Consider the following 23,237-nt stretch of genomic DNA (forward strand, 5'->3'; position numbering starts at 1 on the left):
AAGAAGGAGTCGCTCGTACCGGCGGCTCGTACAAAAAATGACAGAGGTATCGCTTCGTGACGCCCATGCCTTATGCCGCAATCACCGGCATCGACACCCACGCGCACATCTTTCGCCAGGACCTGCCCATGGTTCCCGGCCGCCGCTACAGCCCCAGCTATGACGCCACCGTGGAGCAGTACCTGGCTCACCTGGACGCCTGCGGGCTGTCCCACGGGGTACTGATCCAGCCGAGCTTTCTCGGTACCGACAACCACTACATGCTCGCGGCGCTGCAGCGTTTCCCGCAGCGTTTGCGTGGCGTCGCGGTGGTCGACGCGCAGGTCAGCGATGCCGAGCTGGACGAATTGGCCGCCGCGGGTGTGGTGGGCATACGCCTGAACCTGATCGGCAAGGTGCTGGAGGACTACACGGGGCCGGCCTGGAACGGTCTGTTCCGCCGCCTGGCGCGACGCGGCTGGCAGGTGGAGATCCAGCGTGGTTTCGACGACCTGGCGCTGATCGTGCCGGCGATTCTCGAGTCAGGCGTCACCCTGGTGATCGATCATTTCGGCCTGCCGGCACCGAGCGTGCAATTGGACGCTGCGCAGCATGACACTTTCTTCGATCTGCTCGGCCAGGCGCCGGTGTGGATCAAGCTGTCGGCGGCCTATCGCAGTCAGTCCGATCTGGCCCGCGCCCAGGCCATCGAAGCGCGCCTGCGTGAAGCCTGCAGTGGAGTAGGGCGATTCCTCTGGGGCAGCGATTGGCCCAACACCCAGTTTGAGTCGAAGACCCGCTACGATCAGCAGTTCGCGCTGCTCGAGGCCCTGCTGCCCAACCCCGAGGAGCGCCGACGCGTTCTGGTGGATAACCCCGCAACCCTGTTCGGTTTCGCCTCGGCGTAACCGTCGCTCGCATCAGAACAACAAAAGGAGTCAAACCATGATGAGCCTGCTCGTCGTCGCCGCGATCGTCCTCGCCGTCGCGTTGGGGTACACCACCAAGATCAATATCGGCCTGTTCGCCATTGCCTTCGCCTATCTGCTGGGCTGCTTCGGCATGGGCATGAGCCCGGGCGATATCATCAACATGTGGCCACTGAAGATCTTCTTCGTGATCTTCTCGGTCTGCCTGTTCTACAGCTTCGCCACCGTCAACGGCACCCTGGAAAAACTCGCCGGGCATCTGCTGTATCGCTGCCGTGGCGTGCCGCACCTGCTGCCCTATGCCATTTTGCTGACCTCGGGGGTGATCGCTGCCATGGGTGCCGGTTACTACACCGTGCTGGCCTTCATGGCACCGCTGACCCTGCTGCTGTGCCAGCGTACCGGTATGAGCCTGATTCTCGGCGGCATGGCGGTGAACTATGGGGCACTGGCCGGAGCCAACTTCGTTTCCAGTCAGAGTGGCATCATCTTCCGTGGCCTGATGACCGGCGCGGGCATGCCCGAGAGCGAAGCCTTCGTCAACGCCCTGGCGATCTTCGCCAGCACGACGATTATCCCGGTGCTGGTGATTTCCGCCTTCGTCTTCCTCGGTGGTCATGGCCGCAACCTGAAGAATGCGGTGCTCGCCGCCGATCTGCCGGATGCCTTCAATCGTGAACAGAAGCTGACCTTGCTGCTGACTCTGCTGATGATGGTGTTGGTGCTTGCCGCGCCCCTGGCACTGCTGGCCTTTCCGGACAACGCCACGGTCAGGTTCATCAACAGCAAGGTGGATATCGGCCTGATCGCCAGCGTGTTCTCGGTGATCGCACTGCTGCTCAAGCTGGGTGACGAGCGCAAGGCCATCGCGTCCGTGCCCTGGGCCACGCTGATCATGATCTGCGGTGTCGGCATGCTGATTACCGTTGCGATCAAGGCTGGCACCATCGATGCCCTGGCGTCCTGGATCAGCGGCAACATCCCGCCACTGATGATTCCGGTGGCCTTTGGTGTGATCGCGGCGCTGATGTCGATCTTCGCCAGCACGCTCGGTGTGGTGACGCCGGCACTGTTCCCCATGGTGCTGCCGTTGGCGGCGTCGATGTCGATCGATCCGATGATCATCTTCATCGCCATCGTCGTAGGTGCCCAGGCCACCTCAATCTCGCCGTTCTCCTCCGGCGGCAGCCTGTTGCTGGGCTCCTGCACGGACGACAAGGTGCGCTCGACCTTGTTCTCGCAACTGCTGCTGCGTGCCGCGCCCATCGGCTTCGTCGCAGCGATGATGTTCAACCTGGCACTGACCTTCCTGTTCTGATGAAAAAAAGCCCCGGCATCGTTCGATGTCGGGGCTTTCTGCTGCCTGTCGTCTTACTTGGAGCAGTTGCCTTTGCGGGCCAGTTCCAGCTTCGCGATGTCCGCTTTGCCTTCCTTCTCGTCGACCAGTTCCAGGTTGGCGCCGCCCACGAATACGCCCATCTTGATGTACTGCTTGATGAAGTAGTTCTTGCCGCTTTCGGTCTTGACCAGCAGATCGTTCGGGGAGAACTCGGATTCGGTGGAGATCTTGTGCTCCATGTCGCCCTTGACCTGCTCGTAGAAGAAGACATTCGGTGCGGATTCACCGATGCATGTGTCATTGACCCAGATGTCTTTCTTCAACGCAGTGCCTGCACCCGAGTTGCGGTATATGTACAGGCCGGCATTGCCGGGCGCGGGGGCTGCAAAGCGCTTGGCTTCGGCAGAGGCGTTCTTGTCTTCCATGGGAACCGAGGCGCAGCCGACGAGCAGCGATGAGGCAAAGGCGGCCAGGACCAATTTCTTCAGCATGATGACTCCGAATATCGATGAATGATGAGCACGGCAAAGCGGCAGCACGGATCTGGGTGTTCAGCCGTTGCGAGCTATCGGGAATGGAGTAGGAGTTGCACGAAGAAGGGGGCTTTGCCTGCACGCATCCTGCGCATGCTCGAATTCCATTTCCTTGGTGGCCTGTTGCCATGCCGGCGTGGAAGATATCTTGCTGGCCAGGTACGAGCAAGCGCCTTTCGCTATTTCAGCCGATAGCGTCGCAAATCATCCTGGCTCAGCAGATGCAAGCGCCCCGGCGCGACCTGGTAGATCGCTTCGGCCAGGCTGATATCGACGCCCATGTCGCGAAAGTACCTGGCTGGGCTGAACGGCTGGCTGCCATGGGCGGCCTGTGCCAGCGCCGAGTCACCAGCGGGGAAGGGTGGTCGGCGCAGGGCAACGTGGCCGTTGACGGTGCGCTTGCTGCCGGCAGCCAGCAGATAGACGCAACTGCCCTGGCACAGGCCACCAGAAGGCACCAGCGCCTCGAAGCCGGTTTCGCGCAGCAGGCGACCCATGCGGATGGCCTCCGGCGCGCTGCCGCCGATGCTGTCGAGCAGCACGATCTTGCGCGTGTGCTTGCCCGGATTGGCGCGCAAACCCTGCAGCAGTTTCTCGTAGTCGCCGGGAACGATCTCTTCGGAAATCTTCGCCGCCAGCAGGCCGGCATTGGCCTCGACCTCCACCTGAGCGTGGGCGGTCAGGGCGGTGAACAGAGCTGTGCCGATCAGGGCGAATCGTAAACGCTGGGCAATCATCGGGCGGGTTACGCGATAGTGGCTCGGGAGGTAGACGATACCTGCCGGCGCACTATCTCGCATCTGTCAGATTGCTGCGTTCTGGCGCTGCACCTGCCACGCCCAGGCGAACAGCAGCAGGCCGCCGATGGCCGTGGCCGCGCCGATGTAGCCGGTCACGGTCCAGCCCATGCCGGCGCTGATGGCCAGGCCGCCGAGCCAGGGACCGAGCGCGTTGGCGACGTTGAACGCGGCGTGGTTGGACGCGGCAGCGAGTGTCTGCGCGCCAGTGGCGACGTCCATCAGGTGGGTCTGCAGGGCCGGGCCGAGGGCGATCATGGTGCCCAGGGCGAAGATCGCCGGCAGGAGGGTCCACAGGCTGTGTGCGGCGAACGGGAAGGCCAGCAACACCAGCGTGCTCCAGGCCAGAATCCAGGCTACGGCGCGCAGGCGCAGACGGTCGAACAGCCAGCCGCCGGCACTGTTGCCGACGATGCAGCCGGCGCCGAACACGCCCATGGCCAGGGGAATCCAGCCGGGCCCGACTTGAGTGACATGAAGCAGGGTCGGCGCCATGTAGCTGAACACGCAGAACATCCCGGCAAAACCGATGGAGCCGATGCCCAGGGCCAGCCAGATCGGCGCGCGGTTGAAAGCACGCAGTTCGCCCGATGGGCTGCTGCGCTGCTCGTGCGGGTCGGCGGGGAGGAAGATTGCGACCATGGCGATGGTGGTGATGGCGATCACCCCGACCAGGGCGAAAGCGTAGCGCCAGCTCATGAACTGGCCGAGCCAGGTGGCCAGCGGGTTACCGATCAGGATGGCCACGGTGAGGCCGGCCAGCACCCGGCTCACGGCCTTGGCGCGCTTGTGTGGCGGCGCCATCGAGGCGGCCACCAGCATGGCGATGCCGAAGTAGGCGCCGTGCGGCAGACCAGCGATGAAGCGGAAGATCAGCAGTGGCTCGTAGCTCGGTGCCAGGGCGCTGGCGAAGTTGCCGAGGGCGAAGCAGCCCATCAGCAGCAGAAGCAGGATGCGCCTCGGCAGGCGTGCACCAAGCAAGGCCAGCACCGGTGCGCCGACCACCACGCCAAGGGCATAGGCGCTGATCACGTGGCCGACCTGCGGCTCGCTGACGCCGAGATCGGCAGCGACGTTGGGCATCAGGCCCATGATGGCGAATTCGCCGGTGCCGATGGCGAACCCGCCGAGCGCGAGGGCGAGTTGAATGAGAAGGATCGCGCCCGGCGACAGACTCGTCGCGGCGTCGGATGCAGAACTGTTCATGAGTGACCTGGAAGGGGGGAGAAGCAAGCGCGCGATTATAATCTCCCAGCGCATTGCTTGGGTATTGGCGGCCGCTCTATTTCGGGCCTGGAGACGAGTGGTCGGAGGCGTTGAGGGTCTTCACGTAGTCAACAAAGGCGCGCAGCGGCGCCGGTACGTGGCGTCTGCTGTGGTAGTACAGGTAGGGGCCGTCGAAATGCTGCCACCAGTCATGCAGGAAGGGCTGCAGCTGACCGCTGGCGAGGTGCGTCGCGATGTATTCCTCGAAGGTGTAGAGAATGCCGTGGCCGGCGCAGGCCGCTGCGATCAGCAGGTCCTGCGACGAGCTCACCAGCCTGCCCTCCGGGGTGACGCGCAGGGTGCGTCCATCCTGCTCGAACTCCCACACGCCGAGCTTGCCGCTGGCGAAGCGGTAGCCGAGCAGGCGATGTTCGCTCAATTCGCTGGGGTGTTGCGGCGTGCCATGGCGCTGCAGGTAGCTGGGCGCGGCGACTGCCATGAAGCATTGTCGGCGCGGCCCGATGGGGAGGGCGATCATGTCCTTGGCCAGGCTTTCCTCGTAGCGGATGCCCGCGTCGTAACCGGCGCCGATCACGTCGATGAAGGTGTTGTCCATGTTCACCTCCAGTGCGATGCCCGGGTAGCGAGCGAGAAAGCCATCCAGCAGTTGCGGCAGGATGTGCCGCGCGATCACGCCGGGCACATGCAGGCGCAGCGAGCCGACCGGGTGTTGCGGGTCTTCCTGCAGATCGTTGAGCGCGGCGTTGATTTCATCCAGCGCGGGGCGCAGCCGCTCCAACAAGCGGGCGCCGATTTCCGTCGGCGTCAGGCCGCGTGTGGTGCGGTTGAGCAGACGCACGCCCAGCTCCTTTTCCAGGCGGCGCACGCAATCGCTCAGCGACGAGGCCGACATGCCTCGACGTTGCGCCGCGACGCGAAAACCACCGGCCTCGACCACGGCAGCGAACAGGGCGATATCGGACAGGTTGGGTTGGCGCATGGGTGTCGGCTGTGTGATGACGAAGGGGCTGATAATGCGGCGCAGCGGCCGCTTTGCCAATCCTGAGGAGCGTCCGCAGGGATGTAGCCCGGATGAAATCCGGGAATGCGTACGAACGGCCCTGGATTGCATCCAGGCTACGCTTCGCGCCCGCGAAACATCGGGTAACTGTTCGCCTGACCGTATGCGCTGTTCGGCTTTGGACGGCTTATCGTACGCGCCGTCTGCCCGCACCCTATGTCCTGTAACTGCGCCTGCTCTGGCGCATCGAGTCAACGGACACGAGGAATCAGTCGATGGACAAGAAGCATGCTGTGGGGCGAGGTCATACCCGTCGTGACGCCCTGAAACTGTTCGGCATGGTAGGCGGCAGCCTGGCCTTGCATGGGGTGTTGGGCGGCGCACCGACAATGGCCTGGGCCAACGTGGCACCGGGATGGCAGGCAAGCGACATGCCGGCGCTGACTGGCAAGCGCATGCTGGTCACTGGCGGCACCAGCGGCATGGGCTTCGAGGACGCCCTGGCCCTGAGCGGGGCCGGCGCGCAGGTGATCATCGCCGCGCGCAATGGACAGCGCGGCGCCGAAAGCATCGCGCGTATTCGTGCCCAGGTGCCGGATGCACGCGTGCGTTTCGAGCAGTTGGATCTGGCCGACCTGGCTTCTGTACGCAGCCTGGCCCAGCGTCTGAATGCCGAGGGCGAGGTGCTGGACGTGCTGATCAACAACGCCGCGATCATGGCGCCGCCTCAGCGCGGCGTATCCCGCGATGGCTTCGAGATGCAACTGGCGACCAACTTCCTTGGCCATTTCGCACTCACGGGCTTGCTCCTGCCGTCGCTGCGCAAGTCGTCCGACCCACGCGTGGTGACGCTGGCGAGCATTGCCGTGAATCGTGGCCGTATCAATTTCGATGACTTGCAGTCCGAGCGCGACTACAACCCTTACGCCGCCTACGCCCAGTCGAAGCTGGCCTGCCTGATGATGGCCTTCGAGCTGCAGCGGCGCAGCCTGGCCAATGACTGGGGTATTCGCAGCGTCGCCGCGCACCCGGGTGTGGCCGTGACCGAACTGGTCGAGCGCGGGCCAGGGCTTGAAAGCGAGTTCGCTCAGCAGTGGGCCAAGGACCGCGATGTCTATCACTCGGCGGCGCAAGGCGCGCTGTCGTCGCTGTTCGCGGCGACGGCTGCCGAGGCCGAGGGCGGTCGCTACTACGGGCCGACCGGCGCAGAGGAAAAACGCGGTCCATTAGGCCTGGCCAAGGTGCCGGAGGCTGCGGCGGACGCCGATGATGCGGCCCGCCTGTGGTCGGTGGCCGAGCGTCTGACGGGCGTCAGGTACGGCTGAGTCATGCCGGCGCGCTGCACAGGCGCGCCCTTTCGAGGAATTTCGCATGTCATCGTCAACGATGGCGCAGCGTGTGGCCGTGGCCATCAACGCGCAGCGCAACGAGCTGTGGCCGGCGCTGGCCGGTTTCACCCTGTTTTTCTGCCTGTTCTCGGGCTACTTCATGCTGCGGCCGATCCGCGAGGCGATGGGCATCGTCTCGGGGGTGGAGAACCTGCAATGGCTGTTCACCGCCACCTTCGTGGTGATGCTGATCGCGGTGCCGTTGTTCGCCTGGCTGAGTTCGCGGGTGCCGCGGATTCACTTCATCGACTGGGTGTATGGTTTCTTCACCCTGAATCTGGCGTTGTTCGCCCTGTTGTTCTTCAGTGCTGAGGAGAGCGTGTGGCTGGCGCGCAGCTTCTACGTGTGGATTTCGGTCTACAACCTGTTCGTCGTATCGGTGGCCTGGAGCCTGATGGCTGACGTGTTCGACAGCGAACAGGCCAAGCGACTGTTCGCCTTCATCGCCGCTGGTGCCAGCGTTGGCGGTCTGGTCGGTCCGGCGCTGAGTGCCTTGTTGGTGAGCACGCTGGGGCAGAGTGGGTTGATCCTGCTGGCCGCTGTGCTGCTGGCCGTGGCGCTGTCGCTCAAGCAGGTGCTGATGCGCTGGCGCGAGCAGGGCGGTGCGGGGCGGGCCGGTGCCGTGCGCGCGGAAAGCCCGCGGCTACCGGTGCCGGGTAACCCGTTCAGTGGCCTGATGCGCGTGCTGTCTTCGCCCTACCTGTTTGGCATCGCCGGTTTCGTCATCCTGCTCGCCACGGCCAGTACCTTTCTCTACTTCGAACAGGCCCGCCTGGTGGCCGAGTTGTTCCCGCAGCGTGCCGATCAGGTGCGGGTGTTCGGGGCCATCGATTTCGTGGTGCAGGCTGGTGCGTTGCTTGCCCAGCTGTTCATCACCGGGCGTATCGCCAGGCGCATGGGGGTGCGGGTGTTGCTGGCCTGCGTGCCGCTGCTGGTGTGCGTTGGCTTTATCGGCCTGGCATTGATGCCGACCTTCGCCATGCTGGCGGCGCTGATGATCGTGCGCCGTATCGGTGAATACGCCTTCGTGCGGCCAGGGCGGGAAATGCTCTTCGCGCCGCTGGATGCCGAGAGCAAGTACAAGGCGAAGAACTTCATCGACACTGTGGTCTATCGCGCGGGCGATGCCATGAGTGGCTGGCTCAAGAGCCTGCTCGACATGCTGGCTCAGGGCGCCTGGCTGGTAGCGTTGGTGGGCGCTGCCTGTGCGGCGCTGTGGGGATTGCTCGGCTGGTACCTGGGTGGGCAGGCCGATCAGCGCAGTGTCGAGCAGCAGTTGGCGACGACCCGCTAGCTCAGCGCAACGCTGCCGTTGCAGCGATACGGGAGTCGGCTGCCGACTCCCGCAATATCATCAGCCGCGCGCGGGAATGTTCAGGCCGCGCTGAACGGCCGGGCGGGCGAGGAAGGCATCGAGTACGCGGCGCACGTTGGTGAAGCGTTCGAACTGCACCAGATCGCCGGCCTTGTAGAAGTCCACCAGGCAGCGTACCCAGGGCAGCACGGCGATATCGGCAATGCTGTACTCGCCCATGATCCAGTCGCGGCCTTGCAGGCGCTGATCGAGAACGCCGAGCAGGCGTGCGGATTCTGCCACGTAGCGGTCGCGCGGGCGTTTGTCCTCGTACTCGGCACCCGCGAATTTATGGAAGAAGCCGAGCTGGCCGAACATCGGGCCCAGGCCGCCCATCTGCCACATCAGCCATTGAATCGTCTCGTAGCGGGCAGCGGCGTCCTGTGGCAGCAGCTTGCCGGTCTTCTCCGCCAGATAGATCAGAATCGCCCCGGACTCGAACAGCGCCAGCGGATGGCCATTGGGGCCGTCGGGGTCGAGGATGGCGGGAATCTTGTTGTTCGGCGCCAGCGAGAGAAACTCGGGGCTGAGCTGGTCGTTGCTGCCAAAGTCGACCAGGTGCGGTTCGTAGGGCAGGCCGATTTCTTCCAGCATGATCGAGGCCTTGACCCCGTTGGGCGTGGGCAGCGAATACAGCTGCAGGCGCTCGGGATGCTGGGCGGGCCATTTACGGGTGATGTGGAAGGGGCTGAGGTCGGTCATGTGGGTTCCATGTCGAATGGGCCGAAGAAGAGGCGATCAGAACACGAGTGGTCAGAGCGAAGGAAATCGATCCAGCTGCTAGTAGTCATCGACTCGAGCAATCCTGCCTGGTTCCCTGCACGCGAGCGAGGCGGTATGGTGGGTTTTTCATCCACCCGGCACGGAACCCATCGGCATGAGCCTGCACGGTACTTACGACTCCCAGAACATCTTCGCCCTGATCATTCGTGGCGACTTGCCCTGCTACAAACTCTACGAGGACGACGATGTACTGGCCTTCCTCGATCTGTTTCCGCAGTCCAGGGGCCACAGCCTGGTGATCCCCAAGCGCGCCGCCGCGCGCAATATCCTGGAAATCGACGACGCCAGCCTGGCCAAGGTCATGGCCGTGGTGAAGAAGGTCACCCAGGCGGTTGTCGACGAACTGCAACCGGCTGGTGTGCAGGTCGCGCAGTTCAATGGTGCGCCTGCCGGGCAGACGGTGTTCCATATCCACATGCACGTAATCCCGCGCTTCGAGGGCGAGGGGCTGGGTATTCATGCGGCCACCAAGGCCGACCCGGCCGAGCTGGAAGCGCTGCAGGCACGTCTGGTAAAACGCCTGCAGGGCTGAAGCGGTATTGCCCCGGACGAGTGACTCGGCCGGGGCATCAGGCAACCTGTGGGTTAGCCGTTCTGGTTGCTCAGCCCGCCCCACTCTACGAAACGCACGGCGTGCACTTCGCCCTGGCTGTCGCGGTACACCAGGACGCTGGGCACTATACCGCTCTTGCGGCTGTTGTCGGTGCGCTGCAGAACCTGTTCGATGTCCAGTTGCATGCCGTAGTGGTATTCCTGCACATCCACTTTGGTGCTGGTAGGTGCTTTCTCGCTGGCGAAGGCCATGGGGGCGAAAGCGGCGAGGAGGGTGGCGTTGAGGGCTGCGAATTTCATCCGGGTAATCTCCGATCAGTTGCGCCGACTCAGGTGGCGCTGGGTTCGGGAGCAATGAAAACACCGCGCCCTTCATTGCAGAAATCGATGCTTGTGCTAGCAAAAATCGCTGCCATCGATATCTTGCCCGCAGGCTCGCCAAGCCCAATACTCAGGCGGCATTCACCTGCCCATGGAGGGCTTCATGCGCTCGATCTTCATCGCTCTACCTCTGTTGCTGTTGGCCGGTTGTTCGTCGTTTCGGGGCGACCCCGAGCATGTAGAACCTGTGCCGGAAGATCGCCTGCTGGCGTTTCAGGAGGCGCAGGCGAACAGTGCGCAGATCGTGGTCAATCGCGACTTCGGGATGATGGGAGGGGGCTGCTTCGTGGCCATCGAGGTGGATCGCAAGGTCGCAGCCCGCATCGGCGTCGGCGAAGTCGCGACCTTCCAGGTGCCGCCAGGCACGCGCGTGGTCGGCATCACGCCGGATCGCATGGACGACACCCTGTGCGGCATGGGCCGTTTGCTGCGTGAGGTGGCGGTGCCGGTGAAAACCGGGGAAACCCAGCACCTGCGCATCGTCAGCCAGAACAAGGGCGGCTTCGATATCCGTCCGGACAAGCCCTGATCGCTTTGCCGCTGTGCGAGTGTTCATATCTAGCGTGACGCCAGGCGGTTAATATTCCCTGCATCAAAACAGGGAGCATGAATGTGAATGGATTGCCGATAGCCATCGTAGGGGCGGGCACCGCTGGCCTGGCCAGCGCCATATTCCTTGCCCGTCAGGGCTACGCAGTGCGCCTGTTGGAGCGGGTCGAACGCCTGCAGCCGGTGGGCGCCGGCATCCTCTTGCAGCCTTCCGGTCTGGCTGTTCTGCAGCGTCTGGGTCTACTGGCCGAGTGCACCGCGCTGGGTGCGCCAGTCAGCCGCCTGTATGGCACCAGCTGCCAGGGGCGGGTGATCCTCGATACGCGTTATCACGACTGGCAGCCAGGCAGCTTCGGCCTTGGCATTCATCGCGGCGTGTTGATGACGGCATTGCTCAATGCTGCGCAGTGTGCGGGCGTGCAGGTGGAAACCGGCGTTACGGTCAGCCGCTTCGAGCAGGCGAGCGGCCATGTGCGCTTGCTGCGTCAGAGCGAAGCGGGCGACGAGCAACCCCTGGGAGACTTCGCCGCACTGATCCTGGCCGATGGCACGCGTTCGACCCTGCGCGCGCAGATGCAGATACGGCAGTGGTCGCGGCCTTATCCCTGGGGCGCCCTGTGGAGCATGTTGCCGACTTCGCCTGCGACCGAGTCTGGCGAGTTGCGCCAGTGGTATCGCGGCTGCCGAGAGATGTTCGGGCTGATGCCGACCGGCTGTACCCATCAGGCACGTGAGAATTCGCTGACCAGCCTGTTCTGGAGCCTGCCACTGAACGAGCATGAGAGCTGGCGCAGCAGTGGGCTGGGGGCCTGGAAAAACCGTGTGCGCAGCCTCGCCGGCGAGGCTGCGGAGGCCTATCTGCAGCAGATCGATGATCCCGCGCAACTGACCCTGGCGGCCTATGCGGACGTGCGTATGCAACGCTGGAACGATGGCCGCGTCCTGGCCATCGGTGATTGTGCCCACGCCATGAGCCCGCAATTGGGACAAGGCGCCAACATGGCGCTGGTCGATGCCGCTGCACTGGCCGATGCGCTCGGCAATGCCGGTGACCAGCACCAGCACGCGCTCGACTGGAACGCCATCTTCACCGGCTACGGCGATGCGCGCCGTGATCATCTGCGTTACTACCGCCAGGCCAGCCGCCTGCTGACGCCGCTGTTCCAGTCCAACAGCAACACCCTGGCCGTGCTGCGCGATATCGCTCTGATGCTCGCCCGGCACAACCGCTTCGGCCGCCAGCATGCGGTCAGCACCCTGGTTGGTGCACGTGGCGGCTGGCTGTGGTCCGGGGCGCAGAAGCGCGAGTTGCATGCCTGGAAGGGTGAGCGCGAGGCCTGGGAGTAGCCTGGCAGCCGGCCGTTCAGTCGCGCTGCAGTTCGAGCAACGCCTTCTGACTCAGATCCAGCCACTCCTTGTGCAAGGTGCGGTAGTGCCGGGCGGAGCGGCGGGCGTGCGTCTGGATCTGCTGCAGCAGTTCGATGGCCTCGCGCTGGCGCCCCAGTCGGCGCAACAGCAGGGCATGGCGGTAGTTGGCTTCCGGGCTGGCGCTGTAGCTGCCGAGGGCGCGGTATTCCTCTTCGGCCTTGAGGTCGTTGCCCTGGCCTTCCAGCGCGCGGGCATACAGCAGGTGGCCGTCGCTGGAGCGGAAGTCGGGATTGTGGCTAATCAGTTGATCGAGGCTCGCCTGGCAGCCGGCGAAATCAGCCAGTGCGAAACGTGCCTTGGCCAGGCCGAGGAGAATGTCCGGAGCATCGCTGTGGATGCCGCGCAGAGCCGCCTGATAGTGCTGGGCTGCTTCCTCGGCCTGGCCCATGCGCAGCAGTTCATCGGCCAGGTTGACGCGGGTATCGCGGGTGTCGCGAATATCCAGTTCATCGCGCAGGGCGCGCAGATGGCGCTGCGGGTCGATGCTGTCGTGCAGGCGGTTGAGCGTTTGCCGGCCGCGTCGGCTGCCGAGCAGGTCCGGCAGCATGATGCCGAGGAAGTAGATCAGGCAACCAAGCCCGGGCAGGGCAATGATCAGGTACAGCCAGTAGCGTTCCTGGCCACTGCGAACCACGTGAAGGCCGCAGGTGACTTGGCAGGCGATGACCAGCAGGGCGAGCAGAGGCATGGGGCGATCCAGTCCTTTGGAGTGCGAGGGGAGGCTTATCAGAGCATGGATCGGTCCTGTTGTCAGGTGACGCATGCACGGCTGTGGCCCACGTCACGTGCTAGGCTGCGCGGCTGATTCCATGTTCATAAGGATGCGTGCATGCCGTCGTCGCTGGAGATTTTCGCCAACTTCTTCTATCTGATCTCGGTCGTGCTGGCGGCGCGCAACTCGGTGCACACCTGGGCCGTTGGCCTGGCCGGTTGTGTGCTGTTCGGTTGGCTGTTCTTCAGCGTACAGCTGTATGCCGATGTCACCTTGCAGGCGTTCTTCATCGCCACCAGTCTGCTGGGTTGGTGGAACTGGTTGCACGGTCGCCAGGGCGAGGCGCTGCCGATCAGTCGTTCGCGCGGAGCCGGGCTTGGCCTGGCGCTGCTGCTCGCGGTGGCCGTGGCCGGCGCATACGGCGCCTTACTACATCATTTCACCGATGCCTACGCGCCCTTCATCGATTCGCTGGTGCTGACGTTGAGCGTGTTGGCGCAATTGCTGCTGATGCGTCGCAAGCTGGAAACCTGGTACGGCTGGCTGCTGGTGAACACCCTCGCGGTGCCGCTGTTCGCGTCGCGCGAGTTGTATCTGACGGCGTTCATCTACCTGCTGTTCTGGTGCAACGCCTGGTACGGCCTGTATTGCTGGCGCCGTGAACTGAACGCGCAGACGGTCTGAGATGAGCAAGCGATTTTCCATTGGGCTGGTGGTCGGCAAGTTCGCGCCTTTACACCTCGGGCATGAGTGGTTGATCCGTCAGGCGCAAGAGCAGTGCGAGCAGTTGGTGTTGCTCAGTTGGGTATGCCCGGAGCTTGCCGGCTACGAGCCTGAACGGCGGGCGAACTGGTTGCAGGTGCGTTTTCCCGAACTGCGTAGCTGGGTGGTGACGCCCGAGTGGGTTGCCCGGCAGCGCGCACGTGGCCTGTTGCTGCCGGACCTTCCCCACGAATCCGCAGCCGATGCCGCGCAGCGCCAGTTCGTTGCCGATTTCTGTCTGGCCGTGCTCGGTCACCCGGTTGACGCGGTATTTACCAGCGAGGCTTATGGCGATGGTTTTGCCGCGCACCTGACCCGGTGTTTCGGCCGTCCAGTTCAGCATGTCGAGATCGATCGTGCGCGCATTCAGGTACCGGTTTCGGGTACGCGTCTGCGCGCCGATATTCATGGCTTGCGCCACTACCTGGCGGCGCAGGTCTACGGCGATTTCGTCGAGCGCATCGCCTTGCTCGGTGGCGAGTCCAGCGGCAAGAGCAGCCTCGCCCAGGCGCTGGCCGAAGCCCTGGGTACGCGTCACGCCGCCGAGTACGGCCGTGAGTTGTGGGAAGAGCAGGGCGGTGTACTCGCCTATGACGATCTGCTGCGCATCGGCCGCACCCAGGTCGCCCGTGAGCAGGCGCTGGCCGGGCAATGCCAGCGCTACCTGGTGTGCGACACCACGCCGTTGACCACGCTGTTCTACTGCCGTGAATTGTTCGGTCGTGCCGAGGCCGAGCTGGAACAGTTGGCCGAGCGTCGTTATCAGCACCTGTTTCTGTGCGCCGATGACTTCCCCTTCGTGCAGGACGGCACGCGCCAGGGCGAGGCCTTTCGCCGCCGACAAAATCGGTGGTACGAGCAGGAGCTGGATCGGCGTGGCTGGGCGTTCACCTGTTTGAGCGGTTCGTTGTTGCAGCGAGTCGAGCAGGTGTTGCGGCATCTGAGCGGCTAGCCACGCTCGCCGTGCGCTTCAGCGATAGCGTTCGAGAATGGCGTCGAACTCGCCATCCTGTCTCATCTGCACCAGGGCACGCAGCAGCGCCTGGGTCGGTACATCCGGCTCGTCGCGGACGATGCAGGCGATCAGGTCGGCGCTGATTTCACCGAGCGCATGCAGGCGTTGGTTAGGCGGCAGGTCGCGATTGAACCAGGCCAACGCCAGGTGATTGCTGATGGCATAGCGGTAGCGGCCGGCCTCGAGTTTCTCCAGGGCCAGTTCCTGGGTGCGGGCGTCTTCGCGGTGTATTGCACCATTGGCCAGCAGCGGCTCCAGGTTTGGATAGCTGAAGCCCAGCACCGTACCCAGGCGCTCATCCCGCAACTGCTCCAGCTTGAAGTCCGGCTCGGCGTGGCGAGCGACGATCAGGTCGCGCTGCACCATGAAGGGCAGGCTCCAGATGTACTGATGATGGGATTCAACGAGCCAGTCTGGATTGACGTAGCAGCGCACGTCGATCCCGCCGCTGACCAGCAAACGTTGAACGCGCAGGCGCGGTAGCACCAGCATCTCTGCACGGCGGCCGACCTTCTGTGCCAGGCGTATTTGCAGGTCGTAGAGAATCCCGCCCGTGGCCCTGCCATCGACGATCTGGATCATCGGCATGGCCCAGCTCTCGGACACCGAGAACCGGAGCGGGCGCTGCTCCTGGGCCGAGGCTGCGAGGCAGAGCAGAAGCAGCAGGGCGGAAAGTGAAAGGCGCATGCGGTTACCGGTTCAAGACGTTAAGCGGTGCCGCGCCGAGCTTGGCCGTAACAGACCAGACGACGGCCGCTCAAGCCGGCGCCGGTTCGAAGCTGTCGGCGCGCGCCATGCGCCACATGCGCTCGTAGAACTCCCCTGCGATCTGGCCACTGAGCAACTCGCCCGGCGCGAGAAACACGTGCTGTTGGGCGAACAGCTTGATCTCGGTAGCCGACATGCGCTGCACCAGGTGCTTGGCATCGATCTGCGCCGGGTGGTCGAGGCCTGCGGCGGCGAGCATCTCGGCCAGTGCCTTGAGTGTGTTGCGGTGGAAGTTGAAGACGCGCTGGGCCTTGTCCTCGACGACCAGGGCGCGCTGGCGCAGCGGGTCCTGGGTGGCCACGCCGGTCGGGCACTTGTTGGTGTGGCAGGACTGCGACTGGATGCAACCAATAGCGAACATGAAGCCGCGCGCCGAGTTGGCCCAGTCGGCGCCGATGGCCAGCACACGGGCGATATCGAAGGCGCTGACGATCTTGCCGCTGGCGCCAAGCTTGATCTTGTCGCGCAGGTTGCTGCCGACCAGGGTGTTGTGCACGAACAGCAGCCCTTCGCGTAGCGGCACGCCCAGGTGATCGGTGAACTCCAGCGGCGCTGCACCGGTGCCGCCTTCCTTGCCGTCGACGACGATGAAGTCCGGCAGGATGCCCGTCTCCAGCATGGCCTTGACGATGCCCATGAACTCCCAGGGATGGCCCAGGCAGAACTTGAAACCGACCGGTTTACCGCCCGAAAGCTCGCGCAGCTGAGCGATGAATTGCAGCAGCTCGATGGGGGTGGAGAAGGCGCTGTGACGCGACGGCGAGATGCAGTCTTCACCCATCGGTACGCCACGGGTGCTGGCGATTTCCTCGGTGACCTTGTGTTTGGGCAGGATGCCACCGTGCCCCGGCTTGGCGCCCTGGCTGAGCTTGATCTCGATCATCTTCACCTGCGCGCTGCTGGCCTGAGCGGCGAAACGCTCTGGGTCGAAGCGCCCGTCGGAAGCACGGCAACCGAAGTAGCCGCTGCCCAGCTCCCAGACCAGATCGCCGCCGTGTTCGCGGTGGTAGGGGCTGATGCTGCCTTCGCCGGTATCGTGGTAGAACTCGCCCAGTTTTGCCCCTTCGTTGAGCGCGCGAATGGCGTTGGCGCTGAGTGAACCGAAGCTCATCGCCGAGATATTGAACAAGGAGGCCGAGTACGGTTGGCTGCACTGCGGCCCGCCGATCTCCACACGAAAGCTGCACGGGTCGGTCAGCGGCGCCGGGCGCATCGAGTGGCTGATGAACTCGAAGCCGTTCTGGTACACATCGCTCAGCGTGCCGAAAGGCTTGTCGGCGCCTTCGTTCTTGGCGCGGGAGTACACCAGCGAGCGCTGGGCGCGGGAAAAGGGCAGTTGCTCGGCGTCGCCTTCGAGCAGGTACTGGCGAATCTCCGGGCGGATGCCTTCGACCAGGTAGCGGATATTGCCCAGGATTGGGTAGTTGCGCCGTACCGCATGGCGCGTCTGTAGGAGATCGCCGATCCCGATCAGGCTGAGTAAGGCGCTGAGCAGGGTGAAGGGCCACATCCATTCATGGCCAAGGAAAGGCAGGCTGGCCAGGGTGAACAGCACGCAGAAGGCGAAGAATGCGTAGCGGCTGAGCAGGGAGAGGTTCATGCAAGCTCCAGGTGCGCGGATCGAGATAAGACTTTAGACCAAACGGCTATATTGGGTCATGTTCTGTCCACTTAGACACTCTCAAGGGCTGAGGACGAACCCCCTCGCCCTGTGGCACACTCAGTGGCCCGGAGCCAAGCGTCGCAAGAGCTTGGCCCAAGTCTCCCGATTTTCGGCCTGCGCCATTGTCGCCGGCCTACTGCCTGAGGCCGCCAGCGGCCGAGAAGAGGAATGAGCGTGCATAACGTCGTCATCAGTGGTACCGGCCTCTATACCCCGGCCAACAGCATTTCCAACGACGAGCTGGTGGCATCCTTCAATGCTTATGTGCAGCAGTTCAACGCCGACAACGCCGAGGCCATCGCCCGCGGTGAGGTGGAGGCGCTGAGCGAGTCCAGCAGCGGCTTCATCGAGAAGGCGTCGGGCATCAAGAGCCGCTTCGTCATCGACAAGAAAGGCATTCTCGACCCGCAGCGCATGGTGCCGAGCATTCCCGAGCGCTCCAACGACGACTGGGGCATTCTCTGCGAAATGGCCGTGGGCGCCGCCAAGGAGGCGCTGCAGCGTGCCGGCAAGACCGTTGCAGACATCGACGGGGTGATAGTCGCTTGCTCGAATTTGCAGCGTGCCTACCCGGCGGTGGCCATCGAAGTACAGGCAGCCCTGGGCATCCAGGGCTGGGGCTACGACATGAACGTGGCCTGCTCCTCGGCCACCTTCGGCATCCAGGCTGCCACCACTGCCATCCAGACCGGCCAGGCCCGCGCCATCCTCATGGTCAACCCGGAAATCTGCACCGGCCACCTCAACTTCCGTGACCGCGACAGCCACTTCATCTTCGGCGACGCCGCCACTGCGGTGATCATCGAGCGTGCCGACCTGGCGGCCTCCAGGCACCAGTTCGATGTGGTCGGCACCAAGCTGTTGACCCAGTTCTCCAACAACATCCGCAACAACTTCGGTTTCCTCAATCGCGCCGCGGAAGAGGGCGTGGGCGCGCGCGACAAACTGTTCGTGCAGGAAGGCCGCAAGGTGTTCAAGGACGTCTGTCCGATGGTCGCCGAGCTGATTGCCGCGCACCTGGCGGAAAACCAGCTCAACGTCAGCGACGTCAAGCGCTTCTGGCTGCACCAGGCCAACCTCAACATGAACCTGCTGATCGCGCGCAAGCTGCTCGGTCGCGACGCCGAACCGCATGAGGCACCGGTGATTCTCGACACCTATGCCAACACCAGTTCGGCCGGCTCGGTGATTGCCTTGCACAAGAATCAGGACGATCTGCCTGCTGGTAGCCTGGGTGTTCTAAGCTCCTTCGGTGCCGGTTATTCGATCGGCAGTGTAATTTTGCGCAAGCGCTGAACTCTCTGTAGGAATGCCTGAAGTGCACGGGGCGTTCGGCCTCGTGCATACGTGCTACCTACGGGAGTTCCATGTCCGATACCGATCTGTTGGATCGTCTGCTCGCCGGTGAGCAGAAGGCCTACCGCGAGCTGGTCGCTCGCTATCAGGGGGCGATGCGCGCGGTGGCTTATGCCATCGTCGGCAGCCGCAACGCCGATGAGGTGGTGCAGGATGCCTGGCTCGCCGTGGTGCGCAGCCTCAGCGGCTTTCAGGGGCGCTCCAGCCTCAAGACCTGGTTGCTGACCATCACCGCCAATACCGCCAAGACTCGTCTCAAGCACAACCGCCGCGAGGTGCTGCTCGATGACCTGGCCGCGCCGCACGGCACGGTGGGTGACGAGCGTTTCGCCGATGATGGTCACTGGCTGCTGGCGCCGCATGCCTGGCACCAGGACAGCCCCGAAGCCCTGCTCACCGAAGACGAATTGCGCGAGTGCCTGGAGCACACATTGGCCAGCCTGTCCGAGTTGCAGGCCAGCGTATTGGTGCTGCGCGAGCGACAGGGCCTGGAACTGGAGGCGATCTGTAATCTTCTCGACATCTCGCTCTCCAATGCCCGTGTGCTGCTGCACCGAGCACGCCTGAAAGTCTTCGCCACCCTGGAACATTTCGAGGAGACAGGCCAATGCTGACCTGCAAGGAATTGGTCGCTCATTCCAGCGATTATCTCGACGGCCAAATGACGCTGCGCCAGCGCCTGGCCGTGCGCACGCACCTGGCCATGTGCGGCAACTGCCGACGTTTCATCCGGCAGATGAAACTGACCCAGGCGGTGATCCGACAGATGCCGGATGAGGAGTTACCCGAACTCGACGCCCTGGCCGAGCGCCTGGCGCAGGCGCGTCGTCACAATGATTGAAGCAAACCCGGAGCGATCCGGGTTTTTCTTTTCCCCTTCCCGCATTTGCTTTTGAAAGCCTCGCCGCTGAAGCGCCTCCCACGTGGCGGTGGATGTCCCTGTACCTTTGGGAGGGGCTTTCGGCTCTGGCATCCTGCTTCGCTCTACCTCCTGCATCCATGCAGTCGTAGCCGCGACTGGTAGCGGGCAAAGCTCCCGGATTTCATCCGGCCTACGAAAAACTTTTTCGCCCGCTGTAACGCCCACATCTCTGCCTCGTCAATTGCTGCGAGGGCGCCAATCCGGCCCCGCATTCGAAACCGATGGAGAGATGCCATGAAACAACTCAATACCCTGACTGCCACCCTGGGCGCTGCGCTGCTGACTTCCATGGCCTTCACTGCCCATGCCGCCAGCAACCCCTTCGCCGCTCAGGAACTGGCCAGCGGCTACAGCCTGGCTGCTGCCGAGAAGGCGCAGGAAGGTTCCTGTGGCGAAGGCAAATGCGGCGGTGAGATGAAAGGCGACGCAGAGGGCAAGTGCGGCGAGGGCAAGTGTGGTGGCGAGATGAAAGCCGGCGCCGAAGGTAAGTGCGGCGAAGGCAAATGCGGCGGCGAGAAAAGCGAGTAAGGGCAAAGGGGAGGACGGATCATGCAACTCGCAAACCTCACCGGCGCCGGCCTCGGCCTGCGTCGCGGGTTGCTCGCCGAGCTGATCGGTGATGACGCCAGCGGCGCTGATTTTCTCGAAGTGGCGCCGGAGAACTGGATCGGCGTCGGTGGCCGCCTGGGCAAGCAACTGCGCGCCCTGAGCGAGCGCCGGCCGTTGTTGTGCCATGGTCTGTCCCTCAACCTTGGCGGTTTCGCGCCGCTGAACCTGGAGCTGCTGCACGCCATCAAGGGCTTTCTCGACGCCCATGGTGTGCTGGCCTACAGCGAGCACCTGTCGGCCTGTGCCGACGATGGCCAGCTGTATGACCTGATGCCGCTGCCGTTTTCCGAAGCGTCGGTACTGCGCATTGCCGAGCGCGTGCGCATCGTGCAGGACGTGCTGGAGCGGCCGCTGATCATCGAGAACGTCTCGGCCTACGCTCGCCTGCCCGGCGAGCTGGATGAGGCAGGCTTCGTCCGCGCGGTGCTGGAGCGTGCCGACTGCCAGCTGTTGCTCGACGTCAACAACGTCTACGTCAACAGCCTGAACTTCGGCTTCGATGCCGAGGCTTACATCGCCGCGATGCCCAGTGAGCGCATCGCCTATTTGCATGTCGCCGGTCATTACGACCAGGCGGCAGACCTGAAGATCGACACTCACGGTGCGCCGGTGATCGATCCAGTGTGGACGCTGCTCAGCAGTGCTTATACGCAGCATGGCGTACGCCCGACGCTGCTGGAGCGTGACTTCAACTTCCCGCCACTGGCCGAGCTGTATGCCGAGCTGGCACATATCCGCAGCCTGCAGCAGGCCGCACAACCGCTGAGCAGGTATGGCACATGAGCGGTATCGAGCAGCAGCGCGACTTCGCTGCACGGATCCGTCAGCCTGAGGCGCAGTCTTTGCTGCCGGGCATCACGGCCGAGCGCATGGCGGTCTACGAAGAGCTGTTCTTCAACAACGTCGCCAGCCTGGTTGGAGGGGCCTTCCCGGTGCTACGCGGCATCCTCGGGGTTGAGCGCTGGCAGCGGCTGCTACGCACCTTTTTCGCCGAGCACCGGGCGAGCACGCCGTACTTTCTGGAGATCAGCCAGGAGTTCATCGCCTGGTTGCAGCAGGGCTATCGTGCCGAGCCTGACGACCCAGCGTTCATGCTGGAGCTGGCGCATTACGAGTGGGTCGAGCTCGCGCTGGATGTCAGCGATGCGCAGTTGCCCGAACGCGGCTGGTCGCCACTGGCCTGGCCGCTGGCCTACCACTGGCCGGTGCAGATGATCGGTGTCGATCATTGCCCCACGCAGCCGCCTGCCGAGCCGACCTGCCTGCTGGTCTGGCGCGACCGCCAGGATCAGGTGCGCTTCATGCAACTGACGGCCTTCGCCTATCAGCTGGCGCTGCGGCTGCAGGCTGGCGAGCCCCCCCTGCAGGCGCAGCTGGAGCTGGCTTCGGCGCATGGCCTGGCCGCTGATCGCAGCTATTTCGATAACGCCCGCGCGCTGCTGGATGAGTGGCAGATGCGCGATATCTGGTTTGCGTATTCCGAGGAGTCACCATCATGATCACGCTGCTCAATCGTCTTCAGGACGCGCTGGATGCCTGCCGGCGTCTGGATTTTCTCGGTCCGCTGTTGCTGCGCCTGTATCTGGTGCCGGTGTTCTGGATGGCCGGCACGCGGAAGCTTGCGGATATCGAGGCCACCGCTGCCTGGTTCGGCAACCCGGATTGGGGCCTTGGCCTGCCGTTTCCCGAGCTGCTTGCCTGGGCGGCAGCGCTGACCGAGGCTGGTGGTGCCATCCTGCTGCTGTTCGGCTTGGCCGTTCGCTGGGTGAGCATTCCACTGATCGTCACCATGCTGGTGGCAATCTTCGCCGTGCACTGGCCCTATGGCTGGCAGGCGATTGCCGACCCATCGGCACCCTTTGCCAATGAACGTGTGCTGGCTGCGGCGGAGAAGCTCGAACGGGCGCGGAGCATCCTGCGTGAGCACGGCAATTACGATTGGTTGACCGGCAGTGGCAAGTTCGTGGTGCTGAACAATGGCATCGAGTTCGCCGCCACCTACCTGGTGATGCTGGTGGCACTGTTCTTCAGTGGCGCGGGACGCTGGCTGAGCCTCGACTACTGGCTGGCGCGACGTTTCAGGATGCCGCGTGCGGCGATCTAGCCCAGCGGATTGTCACGGCGCCGGCTTTCGCGAAACTCGCCCGGCGTCTGCCCGGTCCAGCTCTTGAAACTGCGGTGGAACGAGCGTGATTCGGTGAAGCCCAGGTAGCAGGCGATGTCCTGTATCGCCAGCTCGCTGCGCAGCAGGTAGTGTTCGGCCAGCTCTTGGCGCAGCTCGTCGAGGATCTGCTGGTAGCTGGTGCCGGCCTGCTGCAGGTGGCGCTGCAGGGTGCGCACGGTCATGTTGAACTTCTCTGCCACCCGTTCCTTGCGCGGCAGGCCGTCCTTGAGCAGCAGGCGCAGGGCGTTTTTCACCCGGCGAGGCAGTGGCTCGTCGTCATCCATCCCGGCCATCAGAGTCAGTGCATGTTCTTCCAGTGTGCGCAGCAGGTTGGCGTCGGCCTGGCGCAACGGCACACCGAGGTAGTCCAGCGGCACCAGCAAGGCATTGCAGGGTTGTTCGAACAGCACCGGACAGCCGAACAGTCGCTGGTATTCGGCCAGGTCGGTGGCGGCCGGTTGTGCGTGTTCGAACCAGACCTCGCGCGGCGAATGTTCGGAGTCGGCGATCCAGCGGGCGTACAGCAGCCAGGAGGCGAGCACGTTCTCGACCATGTGGCGACGGACGTCCGGTGCCTGATGGCGACAGCTCCAGATCAGCCGCACGTGATCCTCGGCCGCCTCGATACGGCTGGTGCCCATGTCGCCCACCAGTTTCTCGTAGGGCACGATGCGGCTCATGGCTTCGCCGAGGGTGGCGCAGTTCATGGCGATGTAGCCGAGCACGCTCCACGAACCGGGCTGGACGAAACGCGCCGCATGCAGGCCGAACAACCTGTCGCCGGAAACCTCCAGCAGATGCGCCAGCAGGCGCTCATGCACCTCGCTGGGCATACGCTTGCCATTGTCGGTCAGGTCCTGCGGGCCAATGCCGGCAGCGGCCAGGGCGCGGTCGATGTCCAGGCCGAGCTGTTCGGCCTGACGCAGGTATTTGAGCAGGGCGGGAACCGAGGTATAGCCGAGGTTTTCCATGGATTCTTCTTGTTCTGCGAGGCCTGTCTTGATTGGCGATAGCGCCTGTCCCGATT

At 63.9% G+C, this 23,237-nt stretch carries 26 protein-coding genes; 16 read left to right on the top strand and 10 right to left on the bottom strand.

What is annotated here, in order from left to right:
* The first annotated feature begins 65 nt into the window (after window positions 1–65).
* Complete coding sequence (locus H3221_RS15165) at window positions 66–887, top strand: amidohydrolase family protein (protein ID WP_196474425.1); 822 nt, start codon at window positions 66–68, stop codon at window positions 885–887.
* Window positions 888–924: 37 nt separating this feature from the next.
* Window positions 925–2,226: an SLC13 family permease gene (locus tag H3221_RS15170; RefSeq protein ID WP_263482793.1), complete on the top strand. Its 1,302-nt coding sequence runs from the start codon at window positions 925–927 to the stop codon at window positions 2,224–2,226.
* 53 nt (window positions 2,227–2,279) lie between these two features.
* Here H3221_RS15170 and H3221_RS15175 read toward each other — a convergent pair whose 3' ends face one another.
* The 4 genes from H3221_RS15175 to H3221_RS15190 all read right to left on the bottom strand — a co-directional run bounded on the left by H3221_RS15175 (window position 2,280) and on the right by H3221_RS15190 (window position 5,783).
* Window positions 2,280–2,738: a DUF2846 domain-containing protein gene (locus H3221_RS15175; protein ID WP_196474426.1), complete on the bottom strand. Its 459-nt coding sequence runs from the start codon at window positions 2,736–2,738 to the stop codon at window positions 2,280–2,282.
* Between the two features lie 221 nt (window positions 2,739–2,959).
* Complete coding sequence (locus H3221_RS15180) at window positions 2,960–3,517, bottom strand: COG3904 family protein (RefSeq protein WP_196474606.1); 558 nt, start codon at window positions 3,515–3,517, stop codon at window positions 2,960–2,962.
* 66 nt (window positions 3,518–3,583) lie between these two features.
* Window positions 3,584–4,783 carry an MFS transporter gene (locus tag H3221_RS15185; RefSeq protein ID WP_196474427.1) on the bottom strand — a complete coding sequence of 400 codons (1,200 nt, stop codon included), beginning with the start codon at window positions 4,781–4,783 and terminating at the stop codon, window positions 3,584–3,586.
* Between the two features lie 76 nt (window positions 4,784–4,859).
* The gene (locus H3221_RS15190) at window positions 4,860–5,783 is read right to left on the bottom strand and encodes a LysR family transcriptional regulator (RefSeq protein WP_196474428.1); all 924 of its coding nucleotides are present in this window, start codon (window positions 5,781–5,783) and stop codon (window positions 4,860–4,862) included.
* A 296-nt stretch (window positions 5,784–6,079) separates the two neighbouring features.
* On the opposite strand from H3221_RS15190, the gene H3221_RS15195 reads away from it, so the two are divergent.
* Complete coding sequence (locus H3221_RS15195; protein WP_196474429.1) at window positions 6,080–7,129, top strand: SDR family oxidoreductase; 1,050 nt, start codon at window positions 6,080–6,082, stop codon at window positions 7,127–7,129.
* A 46-nt stretch (window positions 7,130–7,175) separates the two neighbouring features.
* Window positions 7,176–8,486: an NTP/NDP exchange transporter gene (locus H3221_RS15200; protein ID WP_196474430.1), complete on the top strand. Its 1,311-nt coding sequence runs from the start codon at window positions 7,176–7,178 to the stop codon at window positions 8,484–8,486.
* 60 nt (window positions 8,487–8,546) lie between these two features.
* Here the strand turns inward: H3221_RS15200 and H3221_RS15205 are convergent, their stop codons facing one another.
* Window positions 8,547–9,248, bottom strand: coding sequence for a glutathione S-transferase N-terminal domain-containing protein (locus H3221_RS15205; protein WP_196474431.1), 702 nt, complete (start codon window positions 9,246–9,248; stop codon window positions 8,547–8,549).
* Between the two features lie 175 nt (window positions 9,249–9,423).
* On the opposite strand from H3221_RS15205, the gene H3221_RS15210 reads away from it, so the two are divergent.
* Window positions 9,424–9,861 carry an HIT family protein gene (locus H3221_RS15210; protein ID WP_017677695.1) on the top strand — a complete coding sequence of 146 codons (438 nt, stop codon included), beginning with the start codon at window positions 9,424–9,426 and terminating at the stop codon, window positions 9,859–9,861.
* Between the two features lie 53 nt (window positions 9,862–9,914).
* Here the strand turns inward: H3221_RS15210 and H3221_RS15215 are convergent, their stop codons facing one another.
* Window positions 9,915–10,181, bottom strand: a complete 267-nt coding sequence (locus H3221_RS15215; RefSeq protein ID WP_196474432.1) for a DUF2790 domain-containing protein — start codon at window positions 10,179–10,181, stop codon at window positions 9,915–9,917.
* A gap of 184 nt (window positions 10,182–10,365) precedes the next feature.
* Between H3221_RS15215 and H3221_RS15220 the strand changes: the two genes are divergently transcribed.
* Window positions 10,366–10,791 (top strand): PQQ-binding-like beta-propeller repeat protein, encoded by a 426-nt coding sequence (locus H3221_RS15220; RefSeq protein WP_196474433.1) that lies wholly within the window; start codon window positions 10,366–10,368, stop codon window positions 10,789–10,791.
* Window positions 10,792–10,868: 77 nt separating this feature from the next.
* Window positions 10,869–12,158, top strand: a complete 1,290-nt coding sequence (locus tag H3221_RS15225; protein ID WP_224490626.1) for an FAD-dependent oxidoreductase — start codon at window positions 10,869–10,871, stop codon at window positions 12,156–12,158.
* A gap of 16 nt (window positions 12,159–12,174) precedes the next feature.
* On the opposite strand, the gene H3221_RS15230 is transcribed toward H3221_RS15225, so the two are convergent.
* Window positions 12,175–12,927 carry a tetratricopeptide repeat protein gene (locus tag H3221_RS15230; RefSeq protein WP_196474435.1) on the bottom strand — a complete coding sequence of 251 codons (753 nt, stop codon included), beginning with the start codon at window positions 12,925–12,927 and terminating at the stop codon, window positions 12,175–12,177.
* A 141-nt stretch (window positions 12,928–13,068) separates the two neighbouring features.
* On the opposite strand from H3221_RS15230, the gene pnuC reads away from it, so the two are divergent.
* Window positions 13,069–13,635 carry a nicotinamide riboside transporter PnuC gene (gene pnuC / locus H3221_RS15235; RefSeq protein WP_196474436.1) on the top strand — a complete coding sequence of 189 codons (567 nt, stop codon included), beginning with the start codon at window positions 13,069–13,071 and terminating at the stop codon, window positions 13,633–13,635.
* A 1-nt stretch (window position 13,636) separates the two neighbouring features.
* Window positions 13,637–14,665: an AAA family ATPase gene (locus H3221_RS15240; protein ID WP_196474437.1), complete on the top strand. Its 1,029-nt coding sequence runs from the start codon at window positions 13,637–13,639 to the stop codon at window positions 14,663–14,665.
* Between the two features lie 18 nt (window positions 14,666–14,683).
* Here H3221_RS15240 and H3221_RS15245 read toward each other — a convergent pair whose 3' ends face one another.
* Entirely contained in the window at window positions 14,684–15,415 is a 732-nt protein-coding gene (locus H3221_RS15245; RefSeq protein ID WP_196474438.1) for a substrate-binding periplasmic protein, read from the bottom strand.
* Between the two features lie 70 nt (window positions 15,416–15,485).
* Window positions 15,486–17,096, bottom strand: a complete 1,611-nt coding sequence (locus H3221_RS15250) for an FMN-binding glutamate synthase family protein (protein ID WP_196474439.1) — start codon at window positions 17,094–17,096, stop codon at window positions 15,486–15,488.
* A gap of 237 nt (window positions 17,097–17,333) precedes the next feature.
* Between H3221_RS15250 and H3221_RS15255 the strand changes: the two genes are divergently transcribed.
* The 7 genes from H3221_RS15255 to H3221_RS15285 all read left to right on the top strand — a co-directional run bounded on the left by H3221_RS15255 (window position 17,334) and on the right by H3221_RS15285 (window position 22,150).
* Window positions 17,334–18,455 (top strand): beta-ketoacyl-ACP synthase III, encoded by a 1,122-nt coding sequence (locus H3221_RS15255; RefSeq protein ID WP_196474440.1) that lies wholly within the window; start codon window positions 17,334–17,336, stop codon window positions 18,453–18,455.
* A gap of 71 nt (window positions 18,456–18,526) precedes the next feature.
* Window positions 18,527–19,129 carry an RNA polymerase sigma factor gene (locus tag H3221_RS15260; RefSeq protein WP_196474441.1) on the top strand — a complete coding sequence of 201 codons (603 nt, stop codon included), beginning with the start codon at window positions 18,527–18,529 and terminating at the stop codon, window positions 19,127–19,129.
* Entirely contained in the window at window positions 19,123–19,356 is a 234-nt protein-coding gene (locus H3221_RS15265) for an anti-sigma factor family protein (protein ID WP_196474442.1), read from the top strand. The genes H3221_RS15260 and H3221_RS15265 overlap by 7 nt, the downstream gene beginning before the upstream one ends.
* 315 nt (window positions 19,357–19,671) lie before the next feature.
* Window positions 19,672–19,965 carry an HvfA family oxazolone/thioamide-modified RiPP metallophore gene (locus tag H3221_RS15270; protein ID WP_196474443.1) on the top strand — a complete coding sequence of 98 codons (294 nt, stop codon included), beginning with the start codon at window positions 19,672–19,674 and terminating at the stop codon, window positions 19,963–19,965.
* A gap of 21 nt (window positions 19,966–19,986) precedes the next feature.
* Window positions 19,987–20,829 carry an HvfB family MNIO-type RiPP peptide maturase gene (locus H3221_RS15275; RefSeq protein ID WP_196474444.1) on the top strand — a complete coding sequence of 281 codons (843 nt, stop codon included), beginning with the start codon at window positions 19,987–19,989 and terminating at the stop codon, window positions 20,827–20,829.
* Window positions 20,826–21,545 carry an HvfC family RiPP maturation protein gene (locus H3221_RS15280; protein ID WP_196474445.1) on the top strand — a complete coding sequence of 240 codons (720 nt, stop codon included), beginning with the start codon at window positions 20,826–20,828 and terminating at the stop codon, window positions 21,543–21,545. The genes H3221_RS15275 and H3221_RS15280 overlap by 4 nt, the downstream gene beginning before the upstream one ends.
* On the top strand, window positions 21,542–22,150 hold the full coding sequence (locus H3221_RS15285) for an HvfX family Cu-binding RiPP maturation protein (RefSeq protein WP_196474446.1): 609 nt from the start codon (window positions 21,542–21,544) through the stop codon (window positions 22,148–22,150). Before H3221_RS15280 ends, H3221_RS15285 begins: the two co-directional genes overlap by 4 nt.
* Here H3221_RS15285 and gliR read toward each other — a convergent pair.
* A complete protein-coding gene (gliR, locus tag H3221_RS15290) occupies window positions 22,147–23,181 on the bottom strand; it encodes an AraC family transcriptional regulator GliR (protein ID WP_196474447.1) in 1,035 nt (344 codons plus the stop codon). The genes H3221_RS15285 and gliR overlap by 4 nt on opposite strands.
* Window positions 23,182–23,237: the final 56 nt, after the last annotated feature.

It is taken from the genome of Pseudomonas chaetocerotis, assembly GCF_015712105.2.
In the GTDB taxonomy this organism is placed as follows: domain Bacteria; phylum Pseudomonadota; class Gammaproteobacteria; order Pseudomonadales; family Pseudomonadaceae; genus Aquipseudomonas; species Aquipseudomonas chaetocerotis.